This window comes from Micromonospora sediminimaris (assembly GCF_016863575.1).
In the GTDB taxonomy this organism is placed as follows: domain Bacteria; phylum Actinomycetota; class Actinomycetes; order Mycobacteriales; family Micromonosporaceae; genus Micromonospora; species Micromonospora sediminimaris.
Map to the genome: position 1 here is coordinate 39,670 of NZ_BOPD01000037.1, position 26,269 is coordinate 65,938.

The window sequence follows — 26,269 nt, forward strand, 5'->3', positions numbered from 1 at the left end:
GCGCAGGTCAGCTCACTACCGTGAACCGGTATCGGCGGCTGCCGGAGGGCGGAGACGTGGCGTACGAGGTGGTCGAGCTACGGGTCCACGGGGTCTCCGGAGCCGCCGCCGAAACACTGCTGGACCATCCGGTCGTGACCAGGGTCGCCGGCGACGACAACGCCGGCTTCTACCGCCCCCGGCCCGGCTTCGGCGTCAGCGACCGGCCGCAGGCGCTGCGGGTCGAGGCGTACCGCTGGGGGGCGCTGACCGCCGGCGGCGCCGTGCGTACCGCGTCGCTGCTGTTCCTGCTGCCGTTCATGCTTGTCAACCTCGCGGTGTGGACGCGGCCGGCAACCGGTGGGGCCGGCGGTGTGATCGGCCCGCTGTGCCGCCTGCTCGCCGCGACCCTGACCGCCGCGTTCACGCTCTCCATGGTGGGCGTGACCATCGACATCATCGGCTGGCAGTGCATTCCCTACCAGCCCTGCCTGCGCGGTCGCAGCTATCTGTCGTGGCTTGGCGACCTGCCGCTCGGACCCCGTCTGGCACTGCTCGCTCTGATACCGATCGGTGCCTTGCGGCTGCTCTGGTGGCTCGGCGAACGCTCCGCCCGGGTGTTCGAGGCATTTCCGGCCGCCCGTGGACAGGACCGCACCGTCGGCGGCGAGGATCGGGTCGACAGCCCCGGATTCTGGAACGACGAACTGGTGGTACGCAGGCTGCGCGCCATCCACGTCGCGGTTGGGCTCGGCGTGCTCGATGTCAGCCTGCTCGGCGCCCTGATCTACGTGCATCCCACTGCGGTCGGCTACCTGCTCTTCGGTGCCGCCTGGCTGCTGCTGGTGGCCTGTGCCGTGCTGCTTCTCCGGCCGGCACGGGTCGCACCGGACGGAGCGGGTCGAGGCCCGGTCGACCTGCGCGGCGTCCGACCGCTGCGGATCGGCGCCATCACGCTCACCGTGCTGGCTCTCGCCTACAGCGCGGTGCCGTTGGAGCCGGAGCCGCCACGCGGGCAGTTGCCCGGTCACGCAGACGCGGTGGCCGCGCTGGTGGCGATCCAGGCCGCGCTGCTCGGCGCGCTCGTCGCGGTGACCCTGCTCCAGCGCCGACACAGCTCGACCGCCAGGACCTCGTGGCTGGGTGGGCTCGCCAGCCCGGTCTTCGCCGCCATGGCGGTCGCCGCCTCGTACGGATTCGCCGCCGCCCTCGTCTACCGGGTCGCCGACCTGCTCGACCGGGGCGAGATCCCGAACCCGGCCCGGCAGAACCCCCCTGGCGCGCCGCCGCTGGAACCGCCGGTTTCCTACCGCTGGGCGGCCCTGGCCGGGCTGATCACAGTCCTGGTCGTCGCCGCCACGGTGCTCTGGCGGATCGCAGTGACCCGCCGGCAGCGACGCCGGATGGCCGAGGAGATCATCCAGCGGGACTTCCCCGACCCGCCGCCGGAGGCCCGGTCCCGACGCGAGGACGTCCGAGAGATCATCGCGCGGGCCGCGATCGCCGAGCACCTGGGGCCGGTGCTCACCGTGTTCCTGGTGCTGTCGGTGGTCGGCGTCACCGTCGTCGCACTGGACCTGATCGGGGTCGGGCCGTCGCAGCTGAGCCGACGGCTGGCCGGCACCGATGGTGAGGCGGCCACGGACCTGGCCCTCGCGACCGATGTGGGCATGTACGTCATCGGCCTGGTTGCGCTCGGCATCGTGGTGCTCGGGGTGTTCTCCTACCGTTCCGAGGAGACCCGGCGCACGGTGGCGGCGATCTGGGACCTCGGCACGTTCTGGCCGCGCACCGTGCACCCGTTCGCGCCGCCCTGCTACGCCGAGCGGGCCGTACCGGAACTGGCCAAGCGGGTCGCGGCGCTCGCCGACCACGGTGGGGTGATCCTCTCCGGGCACAGCCACGGCTCGGTACTGGCCGCCGCCACCCTGCTCCAGTTGCCGTCCCGAGTGCTGCCCCGGGTGGCGCTGCTGACCCACGGCAGCCCCCTGCATCGGGTGTACGCCCGCCTGTGCCCGGCCTTCTTCGGCGACCCGATCCTTGTCGAACTTGGCGACCGGGTCGGGTGGCGGTGGGTGAACCTGTGGCGGGACACCGACTCGGTCGGTGGGCCGATCTTCTCGGCCCACCGCCCCGGCCAGCGGCCACACGTCGCCGGCCCCGCCGGCACTGTCGACAGGCGGCTGCGCGACCCGCGTGGCATCACCGTGCCACCCGACGACACCGTCCCGCCGCCGATCAACCGGCACTGGCCGTACCACACCGACGAGGCGTACGAGGCGGCCGTGCGGGACCTGGCCGGTCGGTTACGGCCCGCCACCGGCACCAGCTTGCACCCGACGCCCTGACGGCGCGGCGGCTCCGCGACCTCGCGGCATGGCGGCTTGGCGGCTTGGCGGCTTGGCGCAACGAGGCCCGGACACCCGCCGTCAGGAACCGATCGCCGTGCGCGTTCGGCGCGAGGTCGTTACGTGGCCTGCGCCGCGTCGCGTGGCGGCCTGTCGTACTCCTCCGGCAGGATGCAGGGCGTGTGTGCCGACCGCGACGACCAGCCGAGCGGAGTTGCTTGATGACCGACCAGGGGTTCGACGGCCCGGGCGAGGGGGTGGGCCGGGTGCTGGGCACCGCCGACGCCACTCCCCTGCAGTTCTGGACGGCGGTCGCCCCGGGCAGCTATCTCCAGCTCGACGACGTGGTGGTGACCCGGCGGGAGCTGCCCGACCGGGAGCCGGTGACCATCGCCGGGGTGGTCACCCAGGTCCGGGCGCGGCACGAGGGCGCGCAGTTCGACTCCGACGTCTTCGCCATCGCCGACGGCACGCTGCCGGCGATGGTGCAGGAGGCCGCCGAGATCACCACCACCCGGGTCGACCCGGAGTTCTACGTGCCGCCGCAGCCGGGTGCCGTGGTGCACCGGGCGGAGGGCGACGCAAGGGCCCGGGCGCTGCACTTCGACCGGATGGAACGGCGGATCCCGATGGGCACCGGCCGGGACGGGGTGCCTGTCTATCTGAACGCCGACTTCCTCGACGGCAGCCGGGGCGCGCACGTGTCGATCTCCGGCATCTCCGGGGTGGCCACCAAGACCAGCTTCGCCACCTTTCTTCTCTACTCGGTGTTCCGCAGCGGCCAGCTCGGCGGCGACGCGGTGAACGCCAAGGCCCTGATCTTCAATGTGAAGGGCGAGGACCTGCTCTTCCTCGACCATCCGAACGCCCGGCTCGACGATCCGACCCGGGCCGCGTACGCCCGGCTCGGCCTGGCCGCGGACGCCTTCCCCGACGTACGGGTCTACGCCCCGCCCCGGGTCGGTGACTCCTCGGGCACGCCGGACGTGAGCAGTCGGCTCACCGGCGTGGACAGCTTCTACTGGACGCTCACCGAGTTCTGCGCCGACCGTCTGCTGCCGTACGTCTTCGCCGACGCCGACGACGAACGGCAGCAGTACACGATGGTGGTCCACTCCGTCGCCGCCCACCTGGCCCGCTACGCCCAGCCCGCCGACGGTGGGGTCAGCATCGACGGCGTCCGCCTGGGCAGCTACGGCGACCTTGTCGACCACATCGTCGAGCAGCTCAGCGACGACGAGACCCGCGGCGACTGGGCGGGCAGCGCGGTGGGGCTGGGCACGGTGAACGCGTTCGCCCGCCGGTTGATCGGCAGCAAGAAGGACCTGTCCCGGCTGATCCGGGGCGACCTGGCCACCCGCCGCCCGCACAGCATCAACACCGCCGAGAGTGCCCAGGTCACCGTGGTGGACCTGCACAATTTGCCGGACCGGGCGCAACGTTTCGTGGTCGGTGTGACGCTCAAGAGCGAGTTCGAGCGCAAGGAGAAGGCCGGCACCGCCAAGCCGCTGCTGTTCGTGGTGCTCGACGAGCTGAACAAGTACGCCCCCCGGGAGGGATCCTCCCCGATCAAGGAGGTGCTGCTCGACATCGCCGAGCGGGGCCGTTCGCTCGGGGTGATCCTGATCGGCGCGCAGCAGACCGCAAGTGAGGTGGAACGACGCATCGTCACCAACTCGGCCATCCGGGTGGTGGGCCGGCTCGATCCGGCCGAGGCGTCCCGCCCTGAGTACGGTTTCCTCCCGCCCGCCCAGCGGCAACGCGCGCTGCTGGCCAAGCCGGGCACGATGTTCGTCAACCAGCCGGACATCCCGGTGCCGCTCTGTCTGGAGTTCCCGTTCCCCGCCTGGGCGACCCGGGTCTCCGAGGCGGGGGCCGCGCCGTCACAGACCCTGCGGTCGATCACCCAGTCCGCCGATCCGTTCGCGGTCGTCGGCTCCGGCGGCGGCGCCGACGACGACATCCCGTTCTAGCGCAGAGGCTTGGTCAATGAAGATCCTGCACACCTCCGACTGGCACGTGGGCAAGGTCCTCAAGGGGCAGTCGCGGGCCGAGGAGCACAAGCAGGTGCTGGCCGGGGTCGTCGAGATCGCCCGCCGGGAGCAGCCCGACCTGGTCGTCATCGCCGGTGACCTCTACGACACGGCGGCACCGACCCCGGAGGCGACCCGTCTGGTCACCCGGGCGTTGACCGCGCTGCGCCGCACCGGCGCGGACGTGGTGGCGATCGGCGGCAACCACGACAACGGTCCGGCCCTGGACGCGCTGCGCCCGTGGGCCGAGGCCGCCGGCATCACCCTGCGCGGCGGCGTACGGGAGGATCCGGCCGAACACGTCATCGACGGCACCACCGCCGGCGGGGAACGCTGGCGGCTGGCCGCCCTGCCGTTCCTGTCCCAGCGGTACGCGGTTCGCGCGGTGGAGATGTACGAGCTGACCGCCGCCGAGACCACCCAGACGTACGCCGACCATCTGGGCCGCATCCTGGCCCGGCTGACCGAGGGTTTCGACGAGCCGGACCGGGTGCACCTGGTCACCGCCCACCTCACCGTGGTCGGCGCGGCCACCGGCGGCGGCGAGCGGGACGCGCACACCATCATGGGTTACGCGGTGCCCGCCTCGGTCTTTCCCGGCACCGCGCACTACGTGGCGCTCGGGCACCTGCACCGCGCCCAGCGGGTGCAGGGGCCGTGCCCGATCCGCTACAGCGGTGCCCCGCTCGCGGTCGACTTCGGCGAGCAGGAGAACGTCCCTGCGGTGACCCTGGTCGAGGTCACCGCGACCACGGCGGCGCGGATCCGGGAGGAACCGGTGACCGCGGCCACCGCGCTGCGCACCGTACGCGGCACCCTCGCCCAACTCGCCGAGATCACTGCGCCGGAGGGTTGGCTGCGGGTGTACGTGCGCGAGCAGCCCCGCGCCGGCCTGCGCGAGGAGGTGCAGCAGTTGCTTCCCCGGGCCCTGGAGATCCGGATCGACCCGGAGCTGGTGCCGGCGCCCGGCACCGGCACCCGGGTGGCCCAACGGTCCGGCCGCTCGCCCCGGCAGTTGTTCGCCGACTACCTGGACAGCCGGGGGCATGCCGACGAGGGCGTCCGGGAACTCTTCGACGAGCTGCTCGAGGAGGTCGATCACTGATGCGGCCGATGCGACTGGACCTGGCGGGTTTCACCGTCTTCCGCGACGAGACCACAATCGACTTCACCGACGCCGACTTCTTCGCCCTGGTCGGGCCGACCGGTTCGGGCAAGTCCACGGTGCTTGACGCGATCTGTTTCGCGCTCTACGGCACGGTGCCCCGGTGGGGCGGCACCCGAGGGCTGGGCAACGCGCTCGCTCCGTCGGCCACCGAGGCGCGGGTCCGGCTGGTCTTCGAGTCCGGTGGGGCCCGCTACGTCGCCACCCGGGTGGTGCGCCGGGACAGCCGGGGCAACGTCAAGACCGCCGGTGCCGGGTTGCAGCTGATGCCTGACGGATTCGACGTCACGAAGCTGGACACCGGGCTCAGCCCGGAGGATCTGGGCGAGGTGGTGGCCGGCACCCCAGCGGAGATGGACGCCGCCGTGCTGGCCGCTGTCGGCCTGCCGTACGAGCAGTTCACCAGCTGCGTGGTGCTGCCGCAGGGCCAATTCGCCGACTTCCTGCACGCCCGCCCGGCCACCCGGCAGCAGATCCTGGTCAACCTGCTCGGTCTCGGCGTGTACGAGCAGGTGCAGCAGCGGGCCACCACCCGGGCCGGGCAGGCGGAGGCGAAGCTGGAGGCGGTCGATCAGCTGCTAGCCGGGCTGGCCGACGTCGACGACGACGCGCTGGAACTGGCCACCGGTCAGGTCGACCGGATGCGGGAGCTGGCCGGTTCGGTGACCGCCGCCGTACCGGAACTGGAAGCGGCACGCACGACGGTGCGGGAGGCCAACGCGGCGCTGGCCACGCTCGACGCCGAACTGGCCGCGTTGGACGAGGTTCGAGCGCCGGACGGGGTGGCCGAGGTGGCCCGGGCGGTGACCGCCGCCCGGGCCGAATCCGACGCGGCGGCGACCGCGGTGTCGCTGGCCGAGGAGCGCGAGGAGAAGCTGCGCGGCGAGTTGACCGCCGCCGGCGACGAGAGCGCCCTGCGGATGCTGCTGCGGGCGTACGCCGACCGGGAGCAGTTGTCCACTCAGGCGGAGCAGGTGCGGGCCGGGATGGAGGCGGCCGGCGGCGAGCACGACGCGGCGGTGCGGGCCCTCACCGGGGCGCAGGCGGCGGCGGAGCGTGCCGAGGCGGAACTGGCGGCGGCGTTCCAGGCGCACGAGGAGGCGAAGACCGCCGACCAGGCGACGGCGTTGCGGGCCCACCTGACCGACGGCGACGCCTGCCCGGTCTGCGAGCAGACGGTGGCCCGGGTGCCGGCGATTCCGACCGGTTCGGCGGTGGCGCGGGCGGTGGCGGCCGGCAAGGCGGCCCGGGCGGCGAGCGAGGCGGCCAGGAAGGTCGTCGCCGAGCGGGACGCTGCCGCGCGTGACCTGGAGCGGGTGTTGCTGCGCGCCCGTACCGAACATGACGGGCTGCGGGCCCGACTCGCCGAGCTGGATGAACGGCTGGCCGGGGCGGCGACCGCCGAGGCGCTGCGGGCGCGGTTGACGGAGCTGGCCCGGCTGCGGCAGGGGCTGGACGAGGCGACCACGGCGGTCCGTGCCGGCCGTGACGCCGCCCGGCAGGCTCGGGCGGCGGTGGAGGCGGCGCAGGATCGGCTGCGGACGGCGTGGCGCAGCTTCGACGGCGCCCGCGACGCGGTGGCCCGGTTCGGGCCGCCGGCCACCGACCGTGACGATGTCGCCGGTGCCTGGGCGACGTTGGCCGAGTGGGCGCGGGACCAGGCGCAGCACCGCCGGTCGGAGCGGGACGGGCTGGCCACGGCCGTGGTCGAGGCGGAGACGGCGGCCGGCGCGGCGGCGGACCGCATCGCCGGCATCTTCGCTCACGCCGGGCTGCCCGCCCCGGACGACCCGGTGCGCGCCGCCACCGTCGCGGTGGAGCGGGCCGAGGCCGAGCTGCGCCGGCTGACCGAGCGGCGCGAGCAGGCCGGGGCGCTGCGGGAGCAGCGGGCCGGGCACGAACGCGAGGCGCAGGTGGCTCGGGCGTTGGCGGGGCACCTGCGGGCGAACAACTTCGAGCGGTGGTTGCTGGCCGAGGCGCTGGATCTGCTTGTCGACGGTGCGTCGGGGATCCTGCGGGAACTCTCCGGCGGTCAGTACGACCTGGTCCACGACAAGGGCGAGTTCTTCGTGGTCGACCACCACGACGCCGGGCTGCGTCGGGGGGTGCGGACACTCTCCGGCGGTGAGACGTTCCAGGCGTCGCTGGCGCTGGCGTTGGCGTTGTCCGAGCAGCTGGCCGGGATGTCCACCACCGCGGCCAGCCTGGAGTCGATCGTGTTGGACGAGGGTTTCGGCACCCTCGACGCGGCCACCCTCGACACGGTCGCCGCCACTTTGGAGAACCTCGCCGCCCGGGGCGACCGGATGGTCGGCGTGGTCACCCACGTGCCGGCGCTGGCCGAGCGCATCCCGGTCCGCTTCGAGGTGCACAAGGATGCCCGCTCGGCCCGGGTGGAACGGACCGGCCGGTGATGCGGACGTGAACCGCTTCTTCGTCGATGCCTGGGATCCGGGCTACGGGGCGTCGTTCGAGGCCGCGCCGGCCGGTCCGGCCGCGCCGAGCAGCGCCCAGGTCGAGGCGGAGCACGAGCTGCCGGTGGTGGACTGGCGGGCGATCGGCCCCCGTCCGGAGGTCCGGGCACCGGACGTGGTGCTGCTTGTCGACGGGGTACGCCGGATCGACGCCAGCATCTGGACGGCCGAGGAGGACGGCGGTTCGTTTCCCGGGCTGGCCGCCTCGTACGCGGCCGGGGTGGTGCGGTGCGACCTGGATCGCGGTGCCGCGCAACTGGCCGGCGCCACGGTGGAGCGTGGCCTGTTCACCGCCAGCCCGTCGGCGACCGACGTGGTGGCCGGCAACGTCCGCTACCCGGTGCACCGGGTCAGCGGCAGCGGTGAGCTGGCCAAGCTGCCGGCGGCGGTGCAGGGGCCGTTGACTGCGCTTGAGGTGCAGGTCTCGGCCGCCGCGCGGACCGACGACGACCTGCTGGTGGTCGACGGGCCGTTGCGTAACCGGCGGCAGCTGCCGCGCACCCTCGGCTACATCAAGACCCAGCACAGCCAGTATCTCGACGCCCGGCTCACCGCCGTGGTCACCGGTCTGCCACCGGGCCACCGCTCGCCGGTGTTCCGGCTCGGCACCGCCTGGGGCGGCTGGTCGTGGTATCTGCGGCTGCCGGTGGCTGCGGGCGCGCCGTGGGCGGGAATCGTCCGGCTGGAATGCTCCGCCGACCTGGAGACCGCCGAGGCGGTGCGGTTGGCCGACCTGTCGGCGGTCACCCTGCCCCGGTTCGCGTCCAGCCCGTACAAGGATCCCCGGGCCCCGCAGAACCTCGTGCCGATCGCCGGATTGGAGCGGCTGCTGCGCTCCCGGCTGGGCGACGCGCGCCTGCTGCACCGCGCGCTGACCGTCGCCGCCCGCGCCGCCACCCGGACCGGCCGCTGATGGGTCGGCGTCGCGCCGCCGACCGGATCATCGAGCCGGTCGACACGGGGCTCGCCGAGCTGGTGCCGGACCGGGACCGGTCCGGCTCGTGGACGCTGCTGCTCGACGGCGCGCCGCAGTCGCATGTGGACCTGACCGATCCCACGCACCTGGAGTTCGAGTACGTCCGTCGACTGGCCGCCGCGATCGACCTGGTGGCACCGGCGGGTGCCCCGCTGCGGGTGCTGCATCTGGGCGGCGGTGCGCTGACCCTGCCCCGGTACGTCGCGGCCACCCGCCCGGGCTCGACGCAGCGGGTGGTCGAAGTGGACGGGGCGCTCGTCGACCTGGTGCGGCGGGCGTTGCCGTGGCGGGCCGATCCGCGCCTGAAGGTACGCGTGGGTGACGCGCGGGCGGTACTCGCCTCGTCCCGGGAGGCCAGTTACGACGTGGTGGTCGCCGACGTCTTCGCGGGTGCCCGGACACCGGCCCGGCTGACCTCGGTGGAGTACGCGGCCGAGGCGGCCCGGGTGCTGCACCCGGCGGGCTGGTATCTGGCAAACATCGCCGACGGGCCGCCGCTGCGCCACGCCCGGGGGCAGGTGGCCACCGTACGGGCGGTGCTACCCCGGGCGTGTCTGGTCGCCGACGCCGCCGTGCTGCGAGGGCGGCGCTACGGCAATCTGGTGCTGCTCGCCGGCCGTCAGGATCCGCCGGTGGCCGCGCTGACGCGCCGGGCCGCCGGTGACTGGTTTCCCGGCCGGGTGCTGGTCGAGGCGGAACTCGATCGCTTCACCGGAGGCGCCACGGTGGTGCACGACGCCGACGCCGTCGACTCGACGCCACCTCCGCCGGGGATTTTTTCCGTCGAACGTTGATCCGTTCGGTGCTGCCTCCCGTACCAGTCAGCAGCCATGCCCGTGGGGGGACGGCTTTCTGTCCATGGACGTCGGAGGTCTGCATGCACGCACTGGCGGTCGGTTGGCAGGGCGACCGGGTGCGGGTGGACTGGATGTCCGCCCGGTCCCAGTCGCGGCCGACCACGTCCACCCGTGGGGTCGACTCTCGTGCGGCGGCTCGCCAGAATAGCCCGGTGACGCCGCGACCCACCCCTGGCCGCCACCAGGCTTCTACCACCGAAGCCGCCCATTCCGACCAGTTGGTCCGCACGCTCTACGCGGAACACGCCGGGCCGCTGCTGATGTTCGTGATGCGGTTGACCGGCGGTGACCGGCAGCGCGCCGAGGACATCGTCCAGGAGACCCTGCTGCGGGCCTGGCGCAACGCGCATCGGCTGGGCACGCAGGGACAGGGGTCGCTACGGCCGTGGCTGGTGACGGTGGCGCGACGGATCGCCATCGACGAACACCGCAGCGAGCAGGCCCGCCCGGCCGAGACGTACGACCGGGACCTGACCGCGTTCGCCGAGGCCGACAGCACCGACCGGGTACTCCGGTCGATGACGGTGGCGGACGCGCTGCGAACGTTGAGTCAGTCGCACCGGGAGATCCTGGTGGCGACGTACTTCCGGGGCCGGACGGTGCCGGAGGCGGCCGAGGAGCTCGGTCTGCCACTGGGCACCGCGAAGTCGCGGGTCTACTACGCGCTGCGCGCGCTGCGCACAGCTCTGCAGGAGAGGGGGGTGACGGAATGAGCCGGGTTGACCACATGGACGTCGCCGCGTACGCGCTCGGCGTGCTTGACGAACAGGACATGGAGCGGTTCGAGGAACACCTCGCGACCTGCTGGGCCTGTGCCGCCGAGCTGGAGACGATGGTGCCGGTGGTCGGGCTGCTCTCCGACATCGACGAGGAGTCGATCACGGCGCTGGAGCAGACCCACTCGGATCCGGTCCTGCTGGACCGGACGCTCGTGGCGCTGCGTACGCATCGTCGGCGAGCCCGGTTCCGGCAGGTCCTGGCGACCGCGGCGGCCGTGGTGGTCTTCGGTGGGCTGACCGGTGTGGTGTTCAGCAATCTCACCGACAGCAGCACCGCACCGCCGTTCGCCGGGCCGACCACGGCTCCGGTGGGCCCACCGACCGACCGCACCGGCAACCCCAGCGGCCCTAGCTTGGGTGGCAACGAACAGGAGGGTGAGCAGGTCGATGTCACCGACCCGGCCACCGGTGTCGAGGCGACGTTCTGGCTGACCTCGAAGGACTTCGGCACGAAGATGGACTTCAGCCTGGGCAAGCTGCCGGGGCCGCGCACCTGCCGCCTGGTGGTGGTACGCGACGACGGCTCCACCGAGGTCGTCTCCACCTGGTTGGTGCCGGACGGCGGGTACGGCACGAACGCCAACACGCAGTTGCTCACCCTGTCGGCGGCCACGTCGACGAAGCGGGACAACATCAAGCAGTTCGAGGTGCAGGAGATCGATTCGCGGGGTGCCACGGACACTCTGGTGACCGTCCCAGCGGCCTGATCCACCTGTTCGAAAGGCCCGCCTCGATCGAGGCGGGCCTTCGTCGTTGCGGGCCCACCCGGTCGGGCGCGGCGCGGCGACCTGGGGATACGGACTCACACGGACAGAGAACCCAGACGGTTCAATGGATACTTGTGAACTTGCCCACCCTTTCGGATTCAACCTTGACAGCGCTAGTCCCGTATCTCCCGGTGAACTTGCCAAGTATGAGGAGGGCACGTGGCACAGATGAAGCGAACCGTCATCGCCGTGGGCGCCATGTTCGCACTTACGGCCTGCGCTCCCGCAGGCTACAACGGGGCGGACGCGGGCGCGGCCGAGCCGGTCGCCGTCGCCGCGGCCGAGCCCAGCGTGACCGCCGACCCCGAGGCCAGCGCGGAGCCGGGTGCCTCGGCGTCACCGGGCGCGGAGGAAGAGACCGACGCTCCCCTGCCCGACGGTGTCGAACTGACCGACAGCCTGACCGGCAAGAAGTTCCCCCGGATGGGCAGCGCCGTGGTCAACCAGGACGGATACATCCTGTACCGCTTCGACCGCGACACCAACGACCCGCCGTCGTCCAACTGCGACGGCCAGTGCGCCGAGGTGTGGCCGCCGGCGCTAACCGACGGCGCCCCGGAGCTGAAGGGCGTCTCCGACGACGACGTCGGCACGATCACCCGCGAGGACGGCACCCGCCAGATCACCCTCGACGGGTGGCCGCTCTACACCTACATCGGCGACAAGAAGCCGGGCGCCTGGAAGGGCCAGGGCGTCGGCGGCACCTGGTTCGTGGTCAACCCGGACGGCAGCAAGAACCTGGAGTGCCTGCCCAAGGGCACCCCGAAGGCGGTCGCCCCGCCGTCGAAGACCGAGTCCAACGATTCGGACTCCGACTACGACTACTGATCCGTCAGCACGTCGGTGGCCGGCCGCAGCCAGCAATGGCGCGGCCGGCCACCGGCGTTCCTGACGCGGACCAGAGGGTGCGCCTCGTCGACCCGGGCGGCTCGCGTGGCAGAGTGAGCCGGTGAACTGGACGGCACCAACCACGAGGCGGGTCCTGCGAACACCAGCCGGCTACCGTTTCGCCGCCTCGGTGCGTCCGCTCACCTTCAGTCCGTACGACCCGTGCGCGCGGCTGATCGCGGGCGTCTTCTGGTGGGCGGCGCGCACACCCGACGGACCGGGCACCCTCGCCCTGCGACCCGAGGGCGGCGATCTGATCGCCGAGGGCCACGGGCCGGGCGCCGGCTGGATGGTCGAGCATGCCGACGCGGCGGCCGGCCTCCGCGACGACCTGACCGGGTTCGCCGAGCTGGCCGCGAGCCACCCCGTCGTGGCGCGGCTGGCCAGCCAGCAGGCGGGGCTACGGATGCCGGCCAGCGGGCTGATATTTCCCCGGGTGCTGCGGGCCGTGTTGGAGCAGAAGGTCACCGGCAAGGAGGCCTACCGGGGGTACGCGGCGACCGTGCGCCACTTCGCCGAGCCGGCCCCGGGTCCGCTACGGCTGCTGCTGCCACCCGACCCGGCGGTGATCGCCGCCGCCCCCTACTGGGTCTTCCACCCGTTCGGAGTGGAACAGCGCCGCGCCGAGACCCTGATCCGGGCCGCGCGGATGGCCGACCGCCTGCAACGATGCGCCGACTCGACCCAGGCCACCCGGCTGCTGCGGTCGATCCCGGGCATCGGGCCGTGGACCGCCGCCGAGGTGGTCCGGGTCGCGTACGGCGACGCGGACGCGGTGAGCGTCGGCGACTACCACGTACCCAACACGGTCGCCTGGGCCCTGGCCGGCGAACCGCGCGGCGACGACGCCCGGATGCTGGAGCTGCTGGAGCCGTTCCGGGGCCACCGGGGCCGGGTCTGCTGGCTGCTGGAGGCCGCCGCCGTGCAGGCGCCGAAGTTCGGCCCGCGCGCCCCGATCCGATCCTTCGCCCACTACTGAACGCCGGGATCAGGCGGCCTCGCGCAGGTCGGCCAGGTCGACCGGGGTACGCCGACGCAGCAGCTCGGCCAACTCGTCCACCGACCCCACCTCGCCGAGCACGTTCTTGCCGCCGCCGAAGCGCCGGGGATAGGTGTGCACCAACCGGTACACGTACCGGCCGTGGATCAGCTCGACGCTGACCCGCCACCGCCCGCAGCACCCGCACACCCACTCCGCCACCTCGCGAAAGTAGCTCTGACCTGCGGTTTTGCGATTCGCCCGGGTAGTACGTGACGGGTCAGATGCGGACAGGCCGCCCACCGGGCGACCGTGATCCGGCTCACCACTGTCGGTGCCGTCTGATTGACTGATCGCCGTGGACCTGCCGATCAATTCGCCGGTGGAGCCGATGCTCGCCCGCAGCGTCAATTCGATCCCCACCGCCCCGGGGATGACCTACGAGCCCAAGTGGGACGGCTTCCGCTGCATCGTCCTCCGGGACGGCGACGAGGTGGAGCTGGCCAGCCGGGGCGGCAAGATGATGACCCGCTACTTTCCCGAAGTGGTCGAGCAGGCCCGCCGGCAACTGCCGCCGCGTTGCGCGGTCGACGGCGAGCTGATCGTGATCCGCCGCGACGGCCCGGACGGGAAGCCCCGGCTCGACTTCGAGCTGCTGGCCCAGCGCATCCACCCGGCGGCCTCCCGGGTGAAGCTGCTCGCCGAGACGACCCCCGCCGACTTCGTCGCCTTCGACCTGCTCGCGCTCGACGACGAGAGCCTGCTCGACGCCCCCTACCCGACCCGCCGGGCCCGGCTGGAGCAGGCGCTGGCCGGGGTGCGACCCCCGGTGCACGTCACCCAGATCACCACCGACGCCGAGGTGGCGCGCCGCTGGTTCGACGTCTTCGAGGGCGCCGGCCTGGACGGGCTGATCGCCAAGCCCGCCGACCTGCCGTACGAGCCGGGCAAGCGGCTCATGTCCAAGGTCAAGCACGCCCGCACCGCCGACGCGGTGGTCGCCGGGTTCCGCTGGCACAAGTCCGGTCCGGTGGTCGGGTCGCTGCTGCTCGGCCTCTACGACGACGCCGGGGTGCTGCACCACGTCGGGGTGAGCGCCTCGTTCACCATGGCCCGCCGCGCCGAGCTGCTGGACGAGCTGGCCCCCTACCGCGACGCCGGGCCCGAGCACCCGTGGGTGCACGGCGACCACGAACGCGGGCAACGCATCCCCGGCGGGGTCAGCCGCTGGACCGGCACGAAGAACCTGGAATGGGAGCCGCTGCGCCCGCAACTGGTGGTCGAGGTGGCGTACGACGCGATGGAGGGTGACCGGTTCCGACACACCGCGCGCTTCGTTCGCTGGCGACCCGACCGCGACCCGCTCTCCTGCCGATACGATCAACTCGACCGGCCGGTCCGGTTCGACGTGGACCAGGTGCTGCGGGGTGACCCGGCGGTACCGGCCGGGCCCGCATAGCTTGGCCGGCAATCTGATCACGGAGGCTCGTTCGTGACCCGTACGCCCGATCGGACCCGCCGTTTCCGGCTCACCATGGCCGGCCTGACCGCCGCCGTGGTGCTCACCGCCGGCTGCACGCTGCCGGCGTTCGCGCCGCGCACCGACGTCGACGGCGAGGCCGCGGCACCGGGGGCCGCGCCGACCTGGCGATCCTGCCCGGAGGTGGCCGACGAGGTGGTCGGGCGACGCGCTCCGGACATCAGGTACGAATGCACCCGCATCCAGGTGCCGCGCGACTGGGCGGGCGGCAGCGCCGCCACGACCGGTCCGGGCGCCGGTGAGACCTTCGAGATCGCGCTGCTCCGGGCCCGTTCCACCAACCAGCGCGACCGGATCGGCTCCCTGCTGGTCAACCCGGGCGGCCCCGGCGGCTCGGGCGTCGACACCGCCGTCTACCTCACCTTCGGCGAACAGTACGGCGGCCTGCCCGACGCGATCCTCGAACGCTTCGACATCGTCGGCTTCGACCCGCGCGGGGTGTCCCGGTCCAGCCCGGTCGAGTGCATCTCCGACGCCGACCTCGACGCCGTCTTCGGCTACAACCCCGACCCGGAGAGCCAGGCGTCGTTCGACGACTTCGTCGCGCTCAACGAGCAGATCGGTCAAGGGTGCGGCGCCAAGTACGGCGACCAGCTACCGCTGTACGGCACCGAGCAGGCGGCCCGCGACATCGACGCGATCCGGGCCGCTGTCGGCGACGAGAAGCTGACCTACCTCGGCTACTCCTACGGCACCCTGCTGGGGGCCACGTACGCCCAACTGTTCCCGCAGCGGGTGCGGGCGCTTGTGCTCGACGGCGCCGTCGACCCCCGGCAAGGTCTGATCGAAGGTTCGGAGAGCCAGGCGAGGGGCTTCGAACGCGCCTTCGACAACTTCACCAGGTGGTGCGCGGCAAACGCGGCCCGCTGCCCCATCGCCCCCGACGCCCGGGCGGCTGTCACCTCGGCGATGGACAAGGCCGAGATCTCCCCCGTCCGCTCCGCCGACGGCCGGGAGGCCACCGCCGGCTGGATCTTCTACGCCATCGTCTCGTCGCTGTACTCCGAGCCCGGCTGGGAGCAGCTCGCTCAGGCCATCGACCGGCTGAACGAGGGCAACCCGACCGACGTGTTCCGGCTCGCCGACAACTACACCGACCGCGACTCCGACGGCAACTACAGCAACCTGTTCGACGCCAACCTGGCCATCAACTGCGCCGACGAGGAACAACGCCCCGACCTGGAGCGGATCCGCCAGCTCCAGTCCGAGTGGCGCACGCGGTACCCACTCTTCGGCGCACCGCTCGCCGCCGGCCTGGTCTCCTGCACCGAATGGCCCGGCGGCAGCGACCCCTACCCGACCGGCCGCGCCGAGGGCGCCCCGCCGATCCTTGTCGTCGGCACCACAGGCGACCCCGCCACGCCGTACGAGCAGACCCCGGCGTTGGCCGAGATGCTGGGCGTGGGGCGAGTGCTCACCTGGGAGGGCGAGGGGCACACCGCCTACCCGCAGACGACCTGTATCACCCAGGCCGTCAACGCATACCTGATCGACCTCACCGTCCCGCCCGACGGCAAGCGCTGCCCAGCGCGCTAGCCTGCCCGCTCCCCGGACTGGCGGCCAGCGCATCCGTCGGCGTACTCCCTCTCGCTAGCCGCGAGGGGCCGCGAGGTAGAGGCGAACAACGTCGGTGACGGTGTCGCGGTCGCCCTCGACGCGTACGGTGCCGGCGCGCTCGGCGCCGGTGAGCGGCAGGCCGTCGAAGAGCACCTCACTCCAGGCCGTCGAGTCGGCGGTCACTGTCGCCACCGGGTCGACGGCGACACCGGGCCGGACGTCCAGCAGCCCGTCATTCGCGGCCAGCCGGTACTCGCGTACGGGCGGGTTGGGCTGGCGGGCGTCGTAGAGGCGCAGGGCGGTCGGCGGCAGGCCCTCGGGGACGGGGGGCGCCATGGTGCGCATGGCGAGGACCATGGCGTCGGGGGTCATGCCACCGCTGGTGCGGGGGTCCGGTCCGGAGGAGTACCAGCGGCCCAGGGACGCCAGGACCGATTCGAGGCCACGGCCCCACTCGGTGACGGCGTACGCGCGGGTGCGCGCCAGGTCGGGCAGGGTCACCTGGTCGACGATGCCGGCCTGTCGCAGGGATCTGAGCCGGTCACTGAGGACCGCCGGGGTGATGCCGCGAACGGCGTCCTGAAGGTCGGCGAAGCGTTTGGGGCCGAGGAGCAGTTCGCGGACGACGATAAGCGTCCACCTGTCACCCACCAGGTCGAGGGCGTTGGCAGCCCGGCAGGCGTCGCCGTGGTGCGCGTAGGTCAACTTGGCAGGCAAACCTGATCAACTTCTTTCACACGAGTGGACGCTATGTTTATAGTAGCGGCATGCAGAGTACGGACACATCGCCAGCGCCTCCGGTGGTCGACCGCGACACCTGGCTTCGGGAGCGAAACGCACTGCTCGTACGGGAGAAGGAGCACACCCGGGCGGGTGATGCCATCGCCGCCGCCCGCCGTCGCCTCCCGATGACCGAGGTCAGCCCGGTCAAACTGGTCGGCGAGCAGGGCCCGGTCTCGTTGCTCGACCTCTTCGACGGGCGTGACCAGCTCGTGGTCTACAAGCACATGTGGCACCTCGGCAAGCCGTTCGAGGAGCAGTGCGAAGGCTGCACCATCAGCATCTGGAACTTCCACGAGGCTAGCTACCTGGAGGCACGGGGCATCAGGTTCGCGGTCTTCGCCGAGGGACCGTACGAGGAGATCGCACCGTTCCGCGAGTTCATGGGTTACCTCCACCCGTGGTACTCGACGTACGGCATCGAGGATCCCGCCGTCGCCGGCGGCGGCTTCATCGCCTGCTACCTGCGCCGGGGTGACCGGGTGTTCCTCACCTACGAGACGACCGGACGCGGCGTCGAGGCGATCATGGGCTCGCTCCAGCTGCTCGACATGACGGCCTACGGACGACAGGAAGCCTGGGAGGACTCCCCCGACGGCTGGCCGCAGGCCGACCCGACGTACAGCTGGTGGCGCAAGGACGGCCGCCCGGTAGCCCAGTGGACCCGCCCCGGCGCCACGCCCGTCCAGTCGGACCAGCACCACTGCCACTGAAGAGCTGAGCCGAACGGTTGCCACCTACCCGGGGCCATCGGCGCAGAGACCACGCCACCGACCGGCATGTCGCTAAGGGATGGACGTGGACGTTACGGATCTAATGGGTCGGTGCTAAGGATCGATGTCGTTGCTGCCGGGTTGTTGCTGGCACTGACCGGCTGCACCGGTGGCCCTCGGACACCTACCAGCACCGAGAAGGCCCCTGGTATCTCGCCGGGGCAGGCGCCGGAACCGGCACCTGCCCCGGCGGTCGGGAGCGGCCGGGTGCTGGACGGTGACGGTTACCGGACCCTGGTCGCCGGTGCGACGTACGACTTTCTCGCGGCGATGCACGGTCGAGTGGCCGTCGGTGATGGCGGCTGCCTGACCCTGCGGGACGAAGCAGGGGCCGCAGTGGTGGTCTGGCCGCCGGGCACCACGTTGCTTCCGAACGGCCGGGTGGGTGTACGCGTGCCTGACGTCGGGGAGATCGTCGTGGGTGATCGGGTCGACGGCGGCGGCGGCTTCTTCGAGGCTCCGCTCACCGAGGCCGGCCTGCCGGAACATCTGCCACCCATCCCGGCCGCATGCGCCTCCGTCGGCGCAGCCTTGGCGGTGCTCGAACGCGTCAGCCGGTACAGCGACAGTTGACGGTGCTCTGCCGCACATCGGGTCGCACCGTTGTGGGACGCTCGCGGGATGAGTGAGGTGATCTTCCGTGAGGCGGTCCGGGCCGACCTGCCGGCCATCCTCGACCTGCTCGCCGACGACATGCTGGGGCGTACCCGTGACGTCGGCGAGGTCGACGCCACGTACGAGAAGGCGTTCGCGGAGATCACCGCCGACCCGCGTAACCAGCTCGTCGTCGCCGAGGCGGGGGGTGAGCTGCTCGGCTGCATGCAGCTCACCTACATCCCCGGGCTCGGCCGGCACGGCACCGAGCGACAGTTGATCGAATCGGTCCGGGTCCGCTCGGACCAGCGCGGACGGGGCCTGGGCCGGCAGATGATGACCTGGGCGATCGCCCAGGCGCGGCGGCGCGGCTGTGGCCTGGTGCAGCTCACCACCGACAAGGCCCGCCACGACGCGCACCGCTTCTATCTCGGCCTCGGCTTCGTCGCCAGCCACGAGGGCATGAAGCTCAGTCTCTGACACCGGCGGGCGGAGGCCCGGCCAGCCGGGGTCGCCCCACATCGCAACCGAGGATTGTGGCCCAGAACGTCGTCAGCGTCGCCAGACTCGACCCGTGGGCCAAGGACCGGGTGGACTTCCGGATCAGCCAGAAGTCCCCCTCGGGCAGGACGACCGCCCAGCCGATCGGGATGTCGTTCTCCGCCACGAGCACCAGCAGTTCCGGCTTGCTGTCGACCTCGATCTCGGGCAGGTCCGCCACCTCGACGGACCCGATCCACTGCTCCGCGCTCACCGGATGCTCCGCCGGTGGCATCGCCGCACGACGTGGCGGGACCGCCACAGCCGGGCCGCCGGGGCGTTCCGCCCGGGTTGATCGGCGCGGTACGCACCGGCCCGCTCGTGGTACGCGGACCGTTGCACCACGTCGATCGGTTCGTCCTGCCGTTGAAACCATTTCCACCAAACCACCACGAGCCTCCCGCGAACACGCACCGATGATGCCGATGCCTGCCACCATCGGTCCGCGCTTCGCCGATCTGCAATGTCTCATACGGAGATTCGGGAAAAGATATTGATGGTGTGTCATCTGGGCCTCGATGCTGTTCCGAACGAGACACTGGCAGCACCGATGTGAGACGGGGTGAAAATGAGCGACGTTGGGTCTTCGGTGCCGCGACGGCAACTGGGCAGGTTGCTGCGCCAGGCCAGGGAGGAAGCCGGCATCAACCTGGAGGCTGCCGCCGAGGCCCTCGAATGGTCGCGCGCCAAGATGTATCGCCTGGAGAGCGGACAGACCTCTCTGCGTACCCACGATGTGACGCTGATGTGCCAGCACTACGGCACCTCCGGCGAGCTGACCGAGGTCATGGTCAGTCTGGCTCGGGAGAGCAAGAGTCGGGGTTGGTGGCACGCCTACGGTGAGGCCATCCCGGCGTGGTTCGAGTTGTACGTCGGGCTGGAGGCGGCGGCCCGCCGCGTGCGTCAGTACGAGCCGACGCTGATCCCTGGGTTGCTCCAGACCGCCGAATACGCTGCGGTCATCTTCAGCGCCAAGGCTGGCCGGAGCCAGGATGAGGTTGCGCAGAAGGTCGCACTACGCATGGAGCGTCAGAAGCTGCTCGCTCGCCGCAGCCCAAAGGCTCCCAGCTTCGAAGCCATCATCGACGAGGCCGTGATCCGCCGCCCCATTACCGACCTGGACGCCTGGCGCAGCCAACTCGCACACCTGGTGAACGCCGCACAGCGACCGAACGTCTCGGTCCGGGTGCTGCCGCTGGGCAGCGGCCCCCACGCGGCATCCGTTGCCGGGTCGTTCATCATGCTGGACTTTCCAGCGGTCGGCACGCGGCCCGCAGAGCCGTCGACCGTCTACAGCGAGTCGCTGACCGGCAGCCTTTACCTGGACAAGCCGACAGAAGTGGCGGCTTACGCTGACGCTTGGTCCACCCTTCTGGACCTTTCGCTGGGCGTGCGCGAGTCTGAAGATCTGATCGGGACGGTTATCAAGGAGACCTTCGATGAATGACTTGACCAACGCCCGGTGGCGCAAGAGCAGCCGGAGCGGGGAGGGCGAGTGCGTCGAGGTGGCGGACAATCTTGCCCGGGTGGTCTGGGTGCGGGACAGCAAGGACGTTGCCGGGCCGGTGCTGCGGTTCGACGCCTGCCAGTGGCGGTCCTTCGTGAACGGCGTGAAGGGTGGCACCCCGAGCTGACGCTCGATCGGCGCGGGCGCGTTGCCCGCCGTAGCGCGGAGCTGGTTCGATCACCGGCATGGAGATCTTTCTGGCCACACTCCTCGCTCTGGTCGTCGGCCTTCTGCTCGCTCAGGCACCGAGCCGTCGCGAGGTGGCCCGCACCGCCTACCGGCTGACCGAGCTGGAGCGGCGACTGACCCTGGTGATGGATCACCTCGGCGTCGCCGACACCGACCCGCTGCCCCCGGTCGTCCGGGAGCACCTCGCCCGAGGTAACAAGATCAAAGCGATCGCGGAGTACCGGAAGATCACCGGCGCGGACCTGCTGACCGCCAAGACCGTGGTGGAGGCGGGCGACACGCGCCGGTGACGGTCAGCGGGGGCGGTCCCGGTCCTTGGAGGGTTGGACCCGCTTCGGTTCGCCGGGCATCTTCGGGTGGTCGGGCGGGTAGGGCAGGTCGCCCTCGCCGGCGGCGGCGTCCCGCTCGGCCCATTCGAGCAGCGGCGTGATGTCCCACGCGGCGTCGTCGATGCCGGCATGCGGGTCGCCGCGCTGGGCCAGCCGTTCCGGCACGGTACGCAGGTCGAAGTCGTCCGGGTCGACGTCGGCCAACTCGTCCCAGGTGACCGGAGTGGAGACGGTCGCCCGGGCGTTGGCCCGCAGCGAGTACGCGCAGGCGATGGTGCGATCCCGCGCCATCTGGTTGTAGTCCACGAAGACCCGCTCGCCGCGTTCCTCCTTCCACCAGGCGGTGGTGACCAGGTCGGGCCGGCGGCGGGCCAGCTCCCGAGCCAGCGCGATGGTGGCCCGGCGTACCTCGACGAACGTCCAGCGCGGCTGGATGCGTAGGTAGACGTGCACGCCCCGGCCGCCGGAGGTCTTCGGCCAGCCCGGCACGCCCAGCTCGTCGAGGATCGCCCGCAGCTCGGCGGCGGCCGTCGCGGCGTGGGCGAAGTCGGTGCCGGGCTGCGGATCCAGGTCGACCCGCAACTCGTCGGGCTGGTCGACGTCGGCGGACCGTACCGGCCAGGGGTGGAACACCACAGTTCCCATCTGCGCGGCCCACGCTACGTGGGCCAGGTCCGCCGGGCACAGCTCCGCGGCCTTGCGACCGCTGGGGAAGCTGATTTCGGCGGTACGCACCCAGGGCGGCACGCCCCGGGTCGGCACCCGCTTCTGGAAGAACATCTCCCCCTCGATGCCGTCGGGGAAGCGTTGCAACGTGGTGGGTCGGTCGCCCAGCGCGCGCATGATGCCGTCGCCGACGCTTACGTAGTAGTGGAAGACGTCGGCCTTGGTGAAGCCCCGCTCCGGGAAGATCACCCGGTCGGGACTTGACAGTCGTACGCTCTGCCCGGCCACCTCGATCTGCTCGGCCGCAGCCTTCGTGCCACCCATTGCGCGACCATATGCGATGGGTCCGACCTTCGGCGTACCGTTGACCTGTGACTCTTCCCGACAGCGAACTGCCCCGCACCGAGGACGAGTGGCGGGTCCGGCTCAGCCCCGCCGAGTTCCGGGTGTTGCGCGAGCATGGCACCGAGCCGGCCTGGACCGGCGAGTACGTCGACACCAAGACGCCCGGCATGTACCGGTGCCGGGCCTGCGGCGCCGAGCTGTACCCGAGCGACACCAAGTTCGACTCGCACTGCGGCTGGCCGAGCTTCGACGACGCGATCCCGGGCGCGATCAAGGAGATCGAGGACAATTCCCTCGGCATGAGTCGCACCGAGATCCGCTGCGCCCGCTGCGACAGCCACCTCGGTCACGTCTTCCGGGGTGAGGGCTTCACCCCGAAGGACACCCGGCACTGTGTGAACTCGCTTTCCATTCGCCTGGACCCGAACGACGTCTGACCAGGGCGCCCCGCCCGCTGCCACTCCGGCCCGCGCAAGCCGGGTCCGGCCGAGGCCGCGTCGGCCCGGGCCCACGCACGCCGGGCCCGGCCCGCGCCGATACCACTCCAGGCCGAGCCCGTGCCGCCGGGCGGTCAGTCGGCTGCGGGTCGGGCGGCCATCAGCGCGACCTGAGCGGTACGCGACTGCTCGACGCGGCGGGCCATGTCGAGTACCCGTGCGTCGGTGCCCGCTGCCTGATGTGCCCGGGCCAGGTCGGCCGCGGCCTGCTGGTGCGCGCTGAGCACCTCGATCAGCACCGCGTCGACCTCGGTGTCCGGGGCGTCGCGCAGCCGCGTTAGCTGCTCGGGTCCGGTGCCGTGCCCGGCGTGGTCGTCGGCGCGGGCACTGCGCCCGGCCTGCGCCAGCCAGCTGCGTGCGGCGGCCAGTTCGTCGGTCTCGGTCGCCTCGACGGCGGCGACCAGGGTCCGCAGCTCGTCGTCGGAGAGCCGGTCCCGCACGAGCCGGACGATCTGGAGGGTCTGCTCGGTGTGCCCGGCCATCATCGACAGGAACAACAGGTCGATACCGGTCATCTCGCTGGTGGCACCCGGCGTCCCGGCGGGGGTCGCGGCCACCGATGGCGTGGCCTCAACAGGCGCGGGTTGCGCCGACGGCGCGGGTGAGCCGCCACAGCCGGCGGCTAGCAGCACCGCGAGCAGGTGCAGCGGCAGCCCGCGCCGCGTGGCACGCCGCACCCCCGACACGGCGACTCGGGCTCCCAGCACGCCGGCCCCGGCCCGCGACACGGCGGCTAGGGCCGTCAGCACACCAGCTTCCGCCCGCAGCACTGCGGGCGGGAGCGACGGTACGGCGGGCGGGAGGTGCGACCAGCTCCGGTCGCACCTCCCGTTGGTCAGAGCTGGCTCCACAGCGCCGGTACGTTCGGCGGTTCCCAGCCGGCGATGGCGGTGTGCGCCTGCCGGCAACGGTAGCTACGGCCACCGTAGGTGACCTGGTCCCCGACGGCGTACGCGCGACCGGCGGCCCAGGTGCCGCCGCTCGGCGGGTTGGTGGTCGGGGCAACCGTCGGGGTGGGCGACGGGGCGGGCGGGTTGGTGGTGGGGCTGGGCGTGGGATTGCCGCCGCCACCGCCGACCTGGAGGTCCACGCAGGAGTAGAAGGCGTTTGCGGTGTCGGAGATGTTCCACACCGCCAGCAGCTTCTGTCGACCCTGATAGCCGGACAGGTTGACGGTGTGCGAGACGGTCGCGCCGGGCTGGCGTCCACCGCCGGAGAAGACCGCGACCCGGGTGTTGCCGATGAAGTACTCCCAGTCGCGGGTGGCGTGCATGGCCGTGTTGACCCAGGTGAACGTCACAGTGGTGCCGACCGAGGTGGCCGGCCAGCCCCGGTTGTCGTCATTGAGGACGGCGAAGTGCGAGATGTTGGCGTGGCAGTTGCGCAGCCCCTTGTGGCCCTCGACGCTCTGCGGCTCCCACCTGATCTGCCCGCAGTCGGGCACCCGGTTCTGGGCGCAGAGCGCCTGGCGGCTCGGCGGCGACGAGACGTAGCCGTGTGCCTGGGCGGGGGTGGCGACGGCCAGGGTGGAGACCATGGCGCCCGTCGCGACGAGCGGAAGGGTGATTCTTCGGCGCATGGCGGCAGCTCCTTGTCGGCGTGATGCCTGGTGAGGTGCCACCAACATAATTTAAACCTTGTTAACAGTAAAGACCACTGTCAATAAAACAGGGGCCGCCCCGCGTCGTGCCGCAAGATAGGACAAAAGGTCTTCTGATGGAGGTACGGGGCGTGGCTACCTGCGAGGTCTGCGGCAACGACTACTGGCTGGCGTTCGAGGTGCGTACGGTCAGCGGCGACGTACATACCTTCGACAGCTTCGAGTGCGCGATCCACAAGCTGGCGCCGATCTGCGAGCACTGCGGCATCAAGATCTCCGGCCACGGGGTCGAGGTTTCCGGCCGGTTCTTCTGCTGCGGTCACTGCGCTCGGGCGGTGGAGACGGAGCAGGGGGCCGAGATCCGCGACGCGGTGGGAGCGCGTCCCGCCTGACGGCCGTCGACCGATCATCCGCAGCGACCGAGCACCATGGGAAATCCCGCCCGAGAAGCGAAGACGCCAAGGTAGACCTTGGACATTTTCCGTTCGCGGCTAACAGTTCGCGGCTAACGGAAAATGTCCAAGATCCGTAATCCGGTTCCGCGCGCATGCCGGCAAACGCATACGAAGCCAGGCGGCGCAACCTGCAGGGCAGGCCGAGCCAGGCCAGGCCAGGGGCACCTCCACACCGACGTCCGGTGGCGACAGCACTAGCCTGGCGGGATGCCTGACACGCAGCTGCACAGCGCCAGTTTCGCCGAGTTGGACGCCCGCACCTTCCACGATCTGGTGCGGCTCCGCGTCGACGTCTTCGTGGTCGAGCAGGAGTGCGCGTACCCGGAGATCGACGGGCGCGACGTCGAGCCCGGCACCCGGCATCTGTGGCTGGCACGCGACGGCGCTCCGGTGGCGTACCTTCGGCTTCTGGCCGACCCCGGCGGAGTGGCCAGGATCGGACGGGTGGTGGTGGCCCCTACGGCCCGGGGCGCCGGGCACGCGGGCCGGCTGATGACGGCGGCCCTCGCGGAGATCGGTGACCGGCCGTGCGTGTTGGACGCGCAGTCACATCTGGTCGACTTCTACACCCGGCACGGCTTCACGGTCAGCGGGCCGGAGTACGTCGAGGACGGCATCCCCCACACACCGATGCGCCGGAAGTGGTGAGCCACCCGAACCCGGTGGTGGAAGCGTTTCGACGACGCCTCGCACCCGGTGCTGGAAATCGCTTTCCTCATTGACGGGTGACGATCGATCGTGCCATCCTTCCGAGTCAGCGCACGAGGGCCACACTGACGGCACGGGAGAGGGCAACTCCCGAGCGTCCGGGCGATGTCGAGATCCGACGACTCCCCCTGGGGGCTCCATGTCCAATTCGCTCAGATCATCGCGAGCACTGTGGCTGCTGGCCGTCGCGGCCGTTGCCACGCTGCTGCTCTCCACGGCATTTGTGCAGTCCGCCTCCGCGCACGGCTCGGTGGCCAACCCCATCTCCCGCAACTACGGCTGCTGGCAACGCTGGGGTGGCGACTTCCAGAACCCGCGGATGGCCACCGAGGACCCGATGTGTTGGCAGGCCTGGCAGACCGACACCAACGCCATGTGGAACTGGAACGGCCTGTACCGCGAGGGCGTGGCCGGCAACCACCAGGCCGCCATCCCGGACGGCCAGCTCTGCTCCGGCGGGCGCACCGAGAACGGGCGCTACCGGGCGATGGACGTGCCGGGTGCGTGGCGGACCACCTCGGTCGGCAACAACTTCCGGCTCAAGTTCTACGACCAGGCCAGCCACGGTGCCGACTACATCCGGGTGTACGCCACCCGGCAGGGCTACGATGCGCTGAACACGCCGCTGGCCTGGTCGCACCTGGAACTGGTCGGTCAGATCGGCAACACGCCGGCCTCCCAGTGGCAGCAGGAGCCCGGTGGGGTCTCCATCGAGATCCCGGTCAACGCTCCGGGCCGCACCGGCCGGCACGTCATCTACACGATCTGGCAGGCCAGTCACTCCGACCAGTCGTACTACATCTGTAGCGACGTGCAGTTCGGCGGCGGATCCAACCCTCCGCCCACCACGCCGCCACCCACCACGCCCCCGCCGACCACGCCGCCACCCACCACGCCGCCGCCGACCACCAACCCGCCGACCACCAACCCGCCGGTGACGGGTG

28 protein-coding genes are annotated in these 26,269 nt (G+C 71.5%); 22 read left to right on the forward strand and 6 right to left on the reverse strand.

The genetic code is table 11. From position 1 onward, the window contains the following. Nucleotides 1-20 precede the first annotated feature (20 nt). The 10 genes from Vse01_RS24970 (at nt 21) to Vse01_RS25015 (ending at nt 13,245) form a co-directional block, all read left to right on the forward strand. Nucleotides 21-2,327: a hypothetical protein gene (locus Vse01_RS24970; RefSeq protein ID WP_093402867.1), complete on the forward strand. Its 2,307-nt coding sequence runs from the start codon at nt 21-23 to the stop codon at nt 2,325-2,327. 221 nt (nt 2,328-2,548) lie between these two features. Beyond that, nucleotides 2,549-4,300, forward strand: coding sequence for an ATP-binding protein (locus Vse01_RS24975; protein WP_093402866.1), 1,752 nt, complete (start codon nt 2,549-2,551; stop codon nt 4,298-4,300). 16 nt (nt 4,301-4,316) lie between these two features. Next, nucleotides 4,317-5,465, forward strand: a complete 1,149-nt coding sequence (locus Vse01_RS24980) for an exonuclease SbcCD subunit D (RefSeq protein ID WP_093402865.1) — start codon at nt 4,317-4,319, stop codon at nt 5,463-5,465. Continuing rightward, on the forward strand, nt 5,465-7,939 hold the full coding sequence (locus tag Vse01_RS24985) for an AAA family ATPase (RefSeq protein WP_093402864.1): 2,475 nt from the start codon (nt 5,465-5,467) through the stop codon (nt 7,937-7,939). Before Vse01_RS24980 ends, Vse01_RS24985 begins: the two co-directional genes overlap by 1 nt. A gap of 7 nt (nt 7,940-7,946) precedes the next feature. Then, complete coding sequence (locus Vse01_RS24990) at nt 7,947-8,912, forward strand: hypothetical protein (protein ID WP_093403184.1); 966 nt, start codon at nt 7,947-7,949, stop codon at nt 8,910-8,912. Continuing rightward, entirely contained in the window at nt 8,912-9,769 is an 858-nt protein-coding gene (locus Vse01_RS24995) for a spermidine synthase (protein ID WP_093402863.1), read from the forward strand. Before Vse01_RS24990 ends, Vse01_RS24995 begins: the two co-directional genes overlap by 1 nt. 83 nt (nt 9,770-9,852) lie before the next feature. Next, nucleotides 9,853-10,545 (forward strand): sigma-70 family RNA polymerase sigma factor, encoded by a 693-nt coding sequence (locus Vse01_RS25000; protein ID WP_093402862.1) that lies wholly within the window; start codon nt 9,853-9,855, stop codon nt 10,543-10,545. After that, nucleotides 10,542-11,318, forward strand: a complete 777-nt coding sequence (locus Vse01_RS25005) for an anti-sigma factor family protein (RefSeq protein ID WP_093402861.1) — start codon at nt 10,542-10,544, stop codon at nt 11,316-11,318. Before Vse01_RS25000 ends, Vse01_RS25005 begins: the two co-directional genes overlap by 4 nt. Nucleotides 11,319-11,537: 219 nt before the next feature. Next, nucleotides 11,538-12,206 carry a COG4315 family predicted lipoprotein gene (locus Vse01_RS25010; protein ID WP_093402860.1) on the forward strand — a complete coding sequence of 223 codons (669 nt, stop codon included), beginning with the start codon at nt 11,538-11,540 and terminating at the stop codon, nt 12,204-12,206. A 121-nt stretch (nt 12,207-12,327) separates the two neighbouring features. Beyond that, a complete protein-coding gene (locus Vse01_RS25015; RefSeq protein ID WP_093402859.1) occupies nt 12,328-13,245 on the forward strand; it encodes a DNA-3-methyladenine glycosylase family protein in 918 nt (305 codons plus the stop codon). A gap of 9 nt (nt 13,246-13,254) precedes the next feature. Here the strand turns inward: Vse01_RS25015 and Vse01_RS25020 are convergent, their stop codons facing one another. Further along, nucleotides 13,255-13,467, reverse strand: a complete 213-nt coding sequence (locus tag Vse01_RS25020; protein ID WP_093402858.1) for a hypothetical protein — start codon at nt 13,465-13,467, stop codon at nt 13,255-13,257. A gap of 136 nt (nt 13,468-13,603) precedes the next feature. Between Vse01_RS25020 and Vse01_RS25025 the strand changes: the two genes are divergently transcribed. Then, nucleotides 13,604-14,704 carry an ATP-dependent DNA ligase gene (locus Vse01_RS25025; RefSeq protein ID WP_093402857.1) on the forward strand — a complete coding sequence of 367 codons (1,101 nt, stop codon included), beginning with the start codon at nt 13,604-13,606 and terminating at the stop codon, nt 14,702-14,704. Between the two features lie 33 nt (nt 14,705-14,737). Further along, a complete protein-coding gene (locus Vse01_RS25030; protein WP_373870718.1) occupies nt 14,738-16,321 on the forward strand; it encodes an alpha/beta hydrolase in 1,584 nt (527 codons plus the stop codon). 54 nt (nt 16,322-16,375) lie between these two features. Here the strand turns inward: Vse01_RS25030 and Vse01_RS25035 are convergent, their stop codons facing one another. Next, the gene (locus Vse01_RS25035; protein WP_170863366.1) at nt 16,376-17,047 is read right to left on the reverse strand and encodes a winged helix-turn-helix transcriptional regulator; all 672 of its coding nucleotides are present in this window, start codon (nt 17,045-17,047) and stop codon (nt 16,376-16,378) included. A 62-nt stretch (nt 17,048-17,109) separates the two neighbouring features. Between Vse01_RS25035 and Vse01_RS25040 the strand changes: the two genes are divergently transcribed. The 3 genes from Vse01_RS25040 (at nt 17,110) to Vse01_RS25050 (ending at nt 18,969) form a co-directional block, all read left to right on the forward strand. Further along, nucleotides 17,110-17,835 (forward strand): DUF899 family protein, encoded by a 726-nt coding sequence (locus Vse01_RS25040; protein WP_093402855.1) that lies wholly within the window; start codon nt 17,110-17,112, stop codon nt 17,833-17,835. 267 nt (nt 17,836-18,102) lie between these two features. Then, the gene (locus Vse01_RS25045) at nt 18,103-18,468 is read left to right on the forward strand and encodes a hypothetical protein (protein WP_139233115.1); all 366 of its coding nucleotides are present in this window, start codon (nt 18,103-18,105) and stop codon (nt 18,466-18,468) included. A gap of 48 nt (nt 18,469-18,516) precedes the next feature. Then, nucleotides 18,517-18,969 (forward strand): GNAT family N-acetyltransferase, encoded by a 453-nt coding sequence (locus tag Vse01_RS25050; protein WP_093402853.1) that lies wholly within the window; start codon nt 18,517-18,519, stop codon nt 18,967-18,969. Here the strand turns inward: Vse01_RS25050 and Vse01_RS25055 are convergent. Further along, on the reverse strand, nt 18,959-19,243 hold the full coding sequence (locus Vse01_RS25055; protein ID WP_093402852.1) for a hypothetical protein: 285 nt from the start codon (nt 19,241-19,243) through the stop codon (nt 18,959-18,961). The genes Vse01_RS25050 and Vse01_RS25055 overlap by 11 nt on opposite strands. Before the next feature lie 354 nt (nt 19,244-19,597). Between Vse01_RS25055 and Vse01_RS25060 the strand changes: the two genes are divergently transcribed. The 3 genes from Vse01_RS25060 to Vse01_RS25070 are packed head-to-tail and all read left to right on the forward strand — an operon-like array spanning nt 19,598 to nt 21,015. Beyond that, nucleotides 19,598-20,476, forward strand: a complete 879-nt coding sequence (locus Vse01_RS25060; protein WP_093402850.1) for a helix-turn-helix domain-containing protein — start codon at nt 19,598-19,600, stop codon at nt 20,474-20,476. Further along, the gene (locus Vse01_RS25065; protein ID WP_093402849.1) at nt 20,469-20,663 is read left to right on the forward strand and encodes a DUF397 domain-containing protein; all 195 of its coding nucleotides are present in this window, start codon (nt 20,469-20,471) and stop codon (nt 20,661-20,663) included. The genes Vse01_RS25060 and Vse01_RS25065 overlap by 8 nt, the downstream gene beginning before the upstream one ends. Before the next feature lie 58 nt (nt 20,664-20,721). Continuing rightward, nucleotides 20,722-21,015, forward strand: coding sequence for a hypothetical protein (locus Vse01_RS25070; RefSeq protein WP_093402848.1), 294 nt, complete (start codon nt 20,722-20,724; stop codon nt 21,013-21,015). 3 nt (nt 21,016-21,018) lie between these two features. On the opposite strand, the gene ligD is transcribed toward Vse01_RS25070, so the two are convergent. Continuing rightward, a complete protein-coding gene (ligD, locus tag Vse01_RS25075; protein ID WP_093402847.1) occupies nt 21,019-22,044 on the reverse strand; it encodes a non-homologous end-joining DNA ligase in 1,026 nt (341 codons plus the stop codon). Between the two features lie 47 nt (nt 22,045-22,091). Between ligD and msrB the strand changes: the two genes are divergently transcribed. Beyond that, nucleotides 22,092-22,502: a peptide-methionine (R)-S-oxide reductase MsrB gene (msrB, locus tag Vse01_RS25080; RefSeq protein ID WP_093402846.1), complete on the forward strand. Its 411-nt coding sequence runs from the start codon at nt 22,092-22,094 to the stop codon at nt 22,500-22,502. Between the two features lie 134 nt (nt 22,503-22,636). On the opposite strand, the gene Vse01_RS25085 is transcribed toward msrB, so the two are convergent. After that, the gene (locus Vse01_RS25085; RefSeq protein ID WP_232511147.1) at nt 22,637-23,311 is read right to left on the reverse strand and encodes a DUF305 domain-containing protein; all 675 of its coding nucleotides are present in this window, start codon (nt 23,309-23,311) and stop codon (nt 22,637-22,639) included. Nucleotides 23,312-23,397: 86 nt separating this feature from the next. Further along, nucleotides 23,398-24,141: a lytic polysaccharide monooxygenase gene (locus Vse01_RS25090; protein WP_093402845.1), complete on the reverse strand. Its 744-nt coding sequence runs from the start codon at nt 24,139-24,141 to the stop codon at nt 23,398-23,400. A gap of 152 nt (nt 24,142-24,293) precedes the next feature. Between Vse01_RS25090 and Vse01_RS25095 the strand changes: the two genes are divergently transcribed. The 3 genes from Vse01_RS25095 to Vse01_RS25105 all read left to right on the forward strand — a co-directional run. Then, nucleotides 24,294-24,554, forward strand: coding sequence for a metallothionein (locus tag Vse01_RS25095; protein WP_093403179.1), 261 nt, complete (start codon nt 24,294-24,296; stop codon nt 24,552-24,554). 270 nt (nt 24,555-24,824) lie between these two features. Beyond that, nucleotides 24,825-25,265 carry a GNAT family N-acetyltransferase gene (locus Vse01_RS25100; RefSeq protein WP_093402844.1) on the forward strand — a complete coding sequence of 147 codons (441 nt, stop codon included), beginning with the start codon at nt 24,825-24,827 and terminating at the stop codon, nt 25,263-25,265. Nucleotides 25,266-25,464: 199 nt separating this feature from the next. Beyond that, nucleotides 25,465-26,269: lytic polysaccharide monooxygenase auxiliary activity family 9 protein (locus Vse01_RS25105; RefSeq protein WP_204019264.1), on the forward strand; the 805-nt coding region annotated here is incomplete at its 3' end.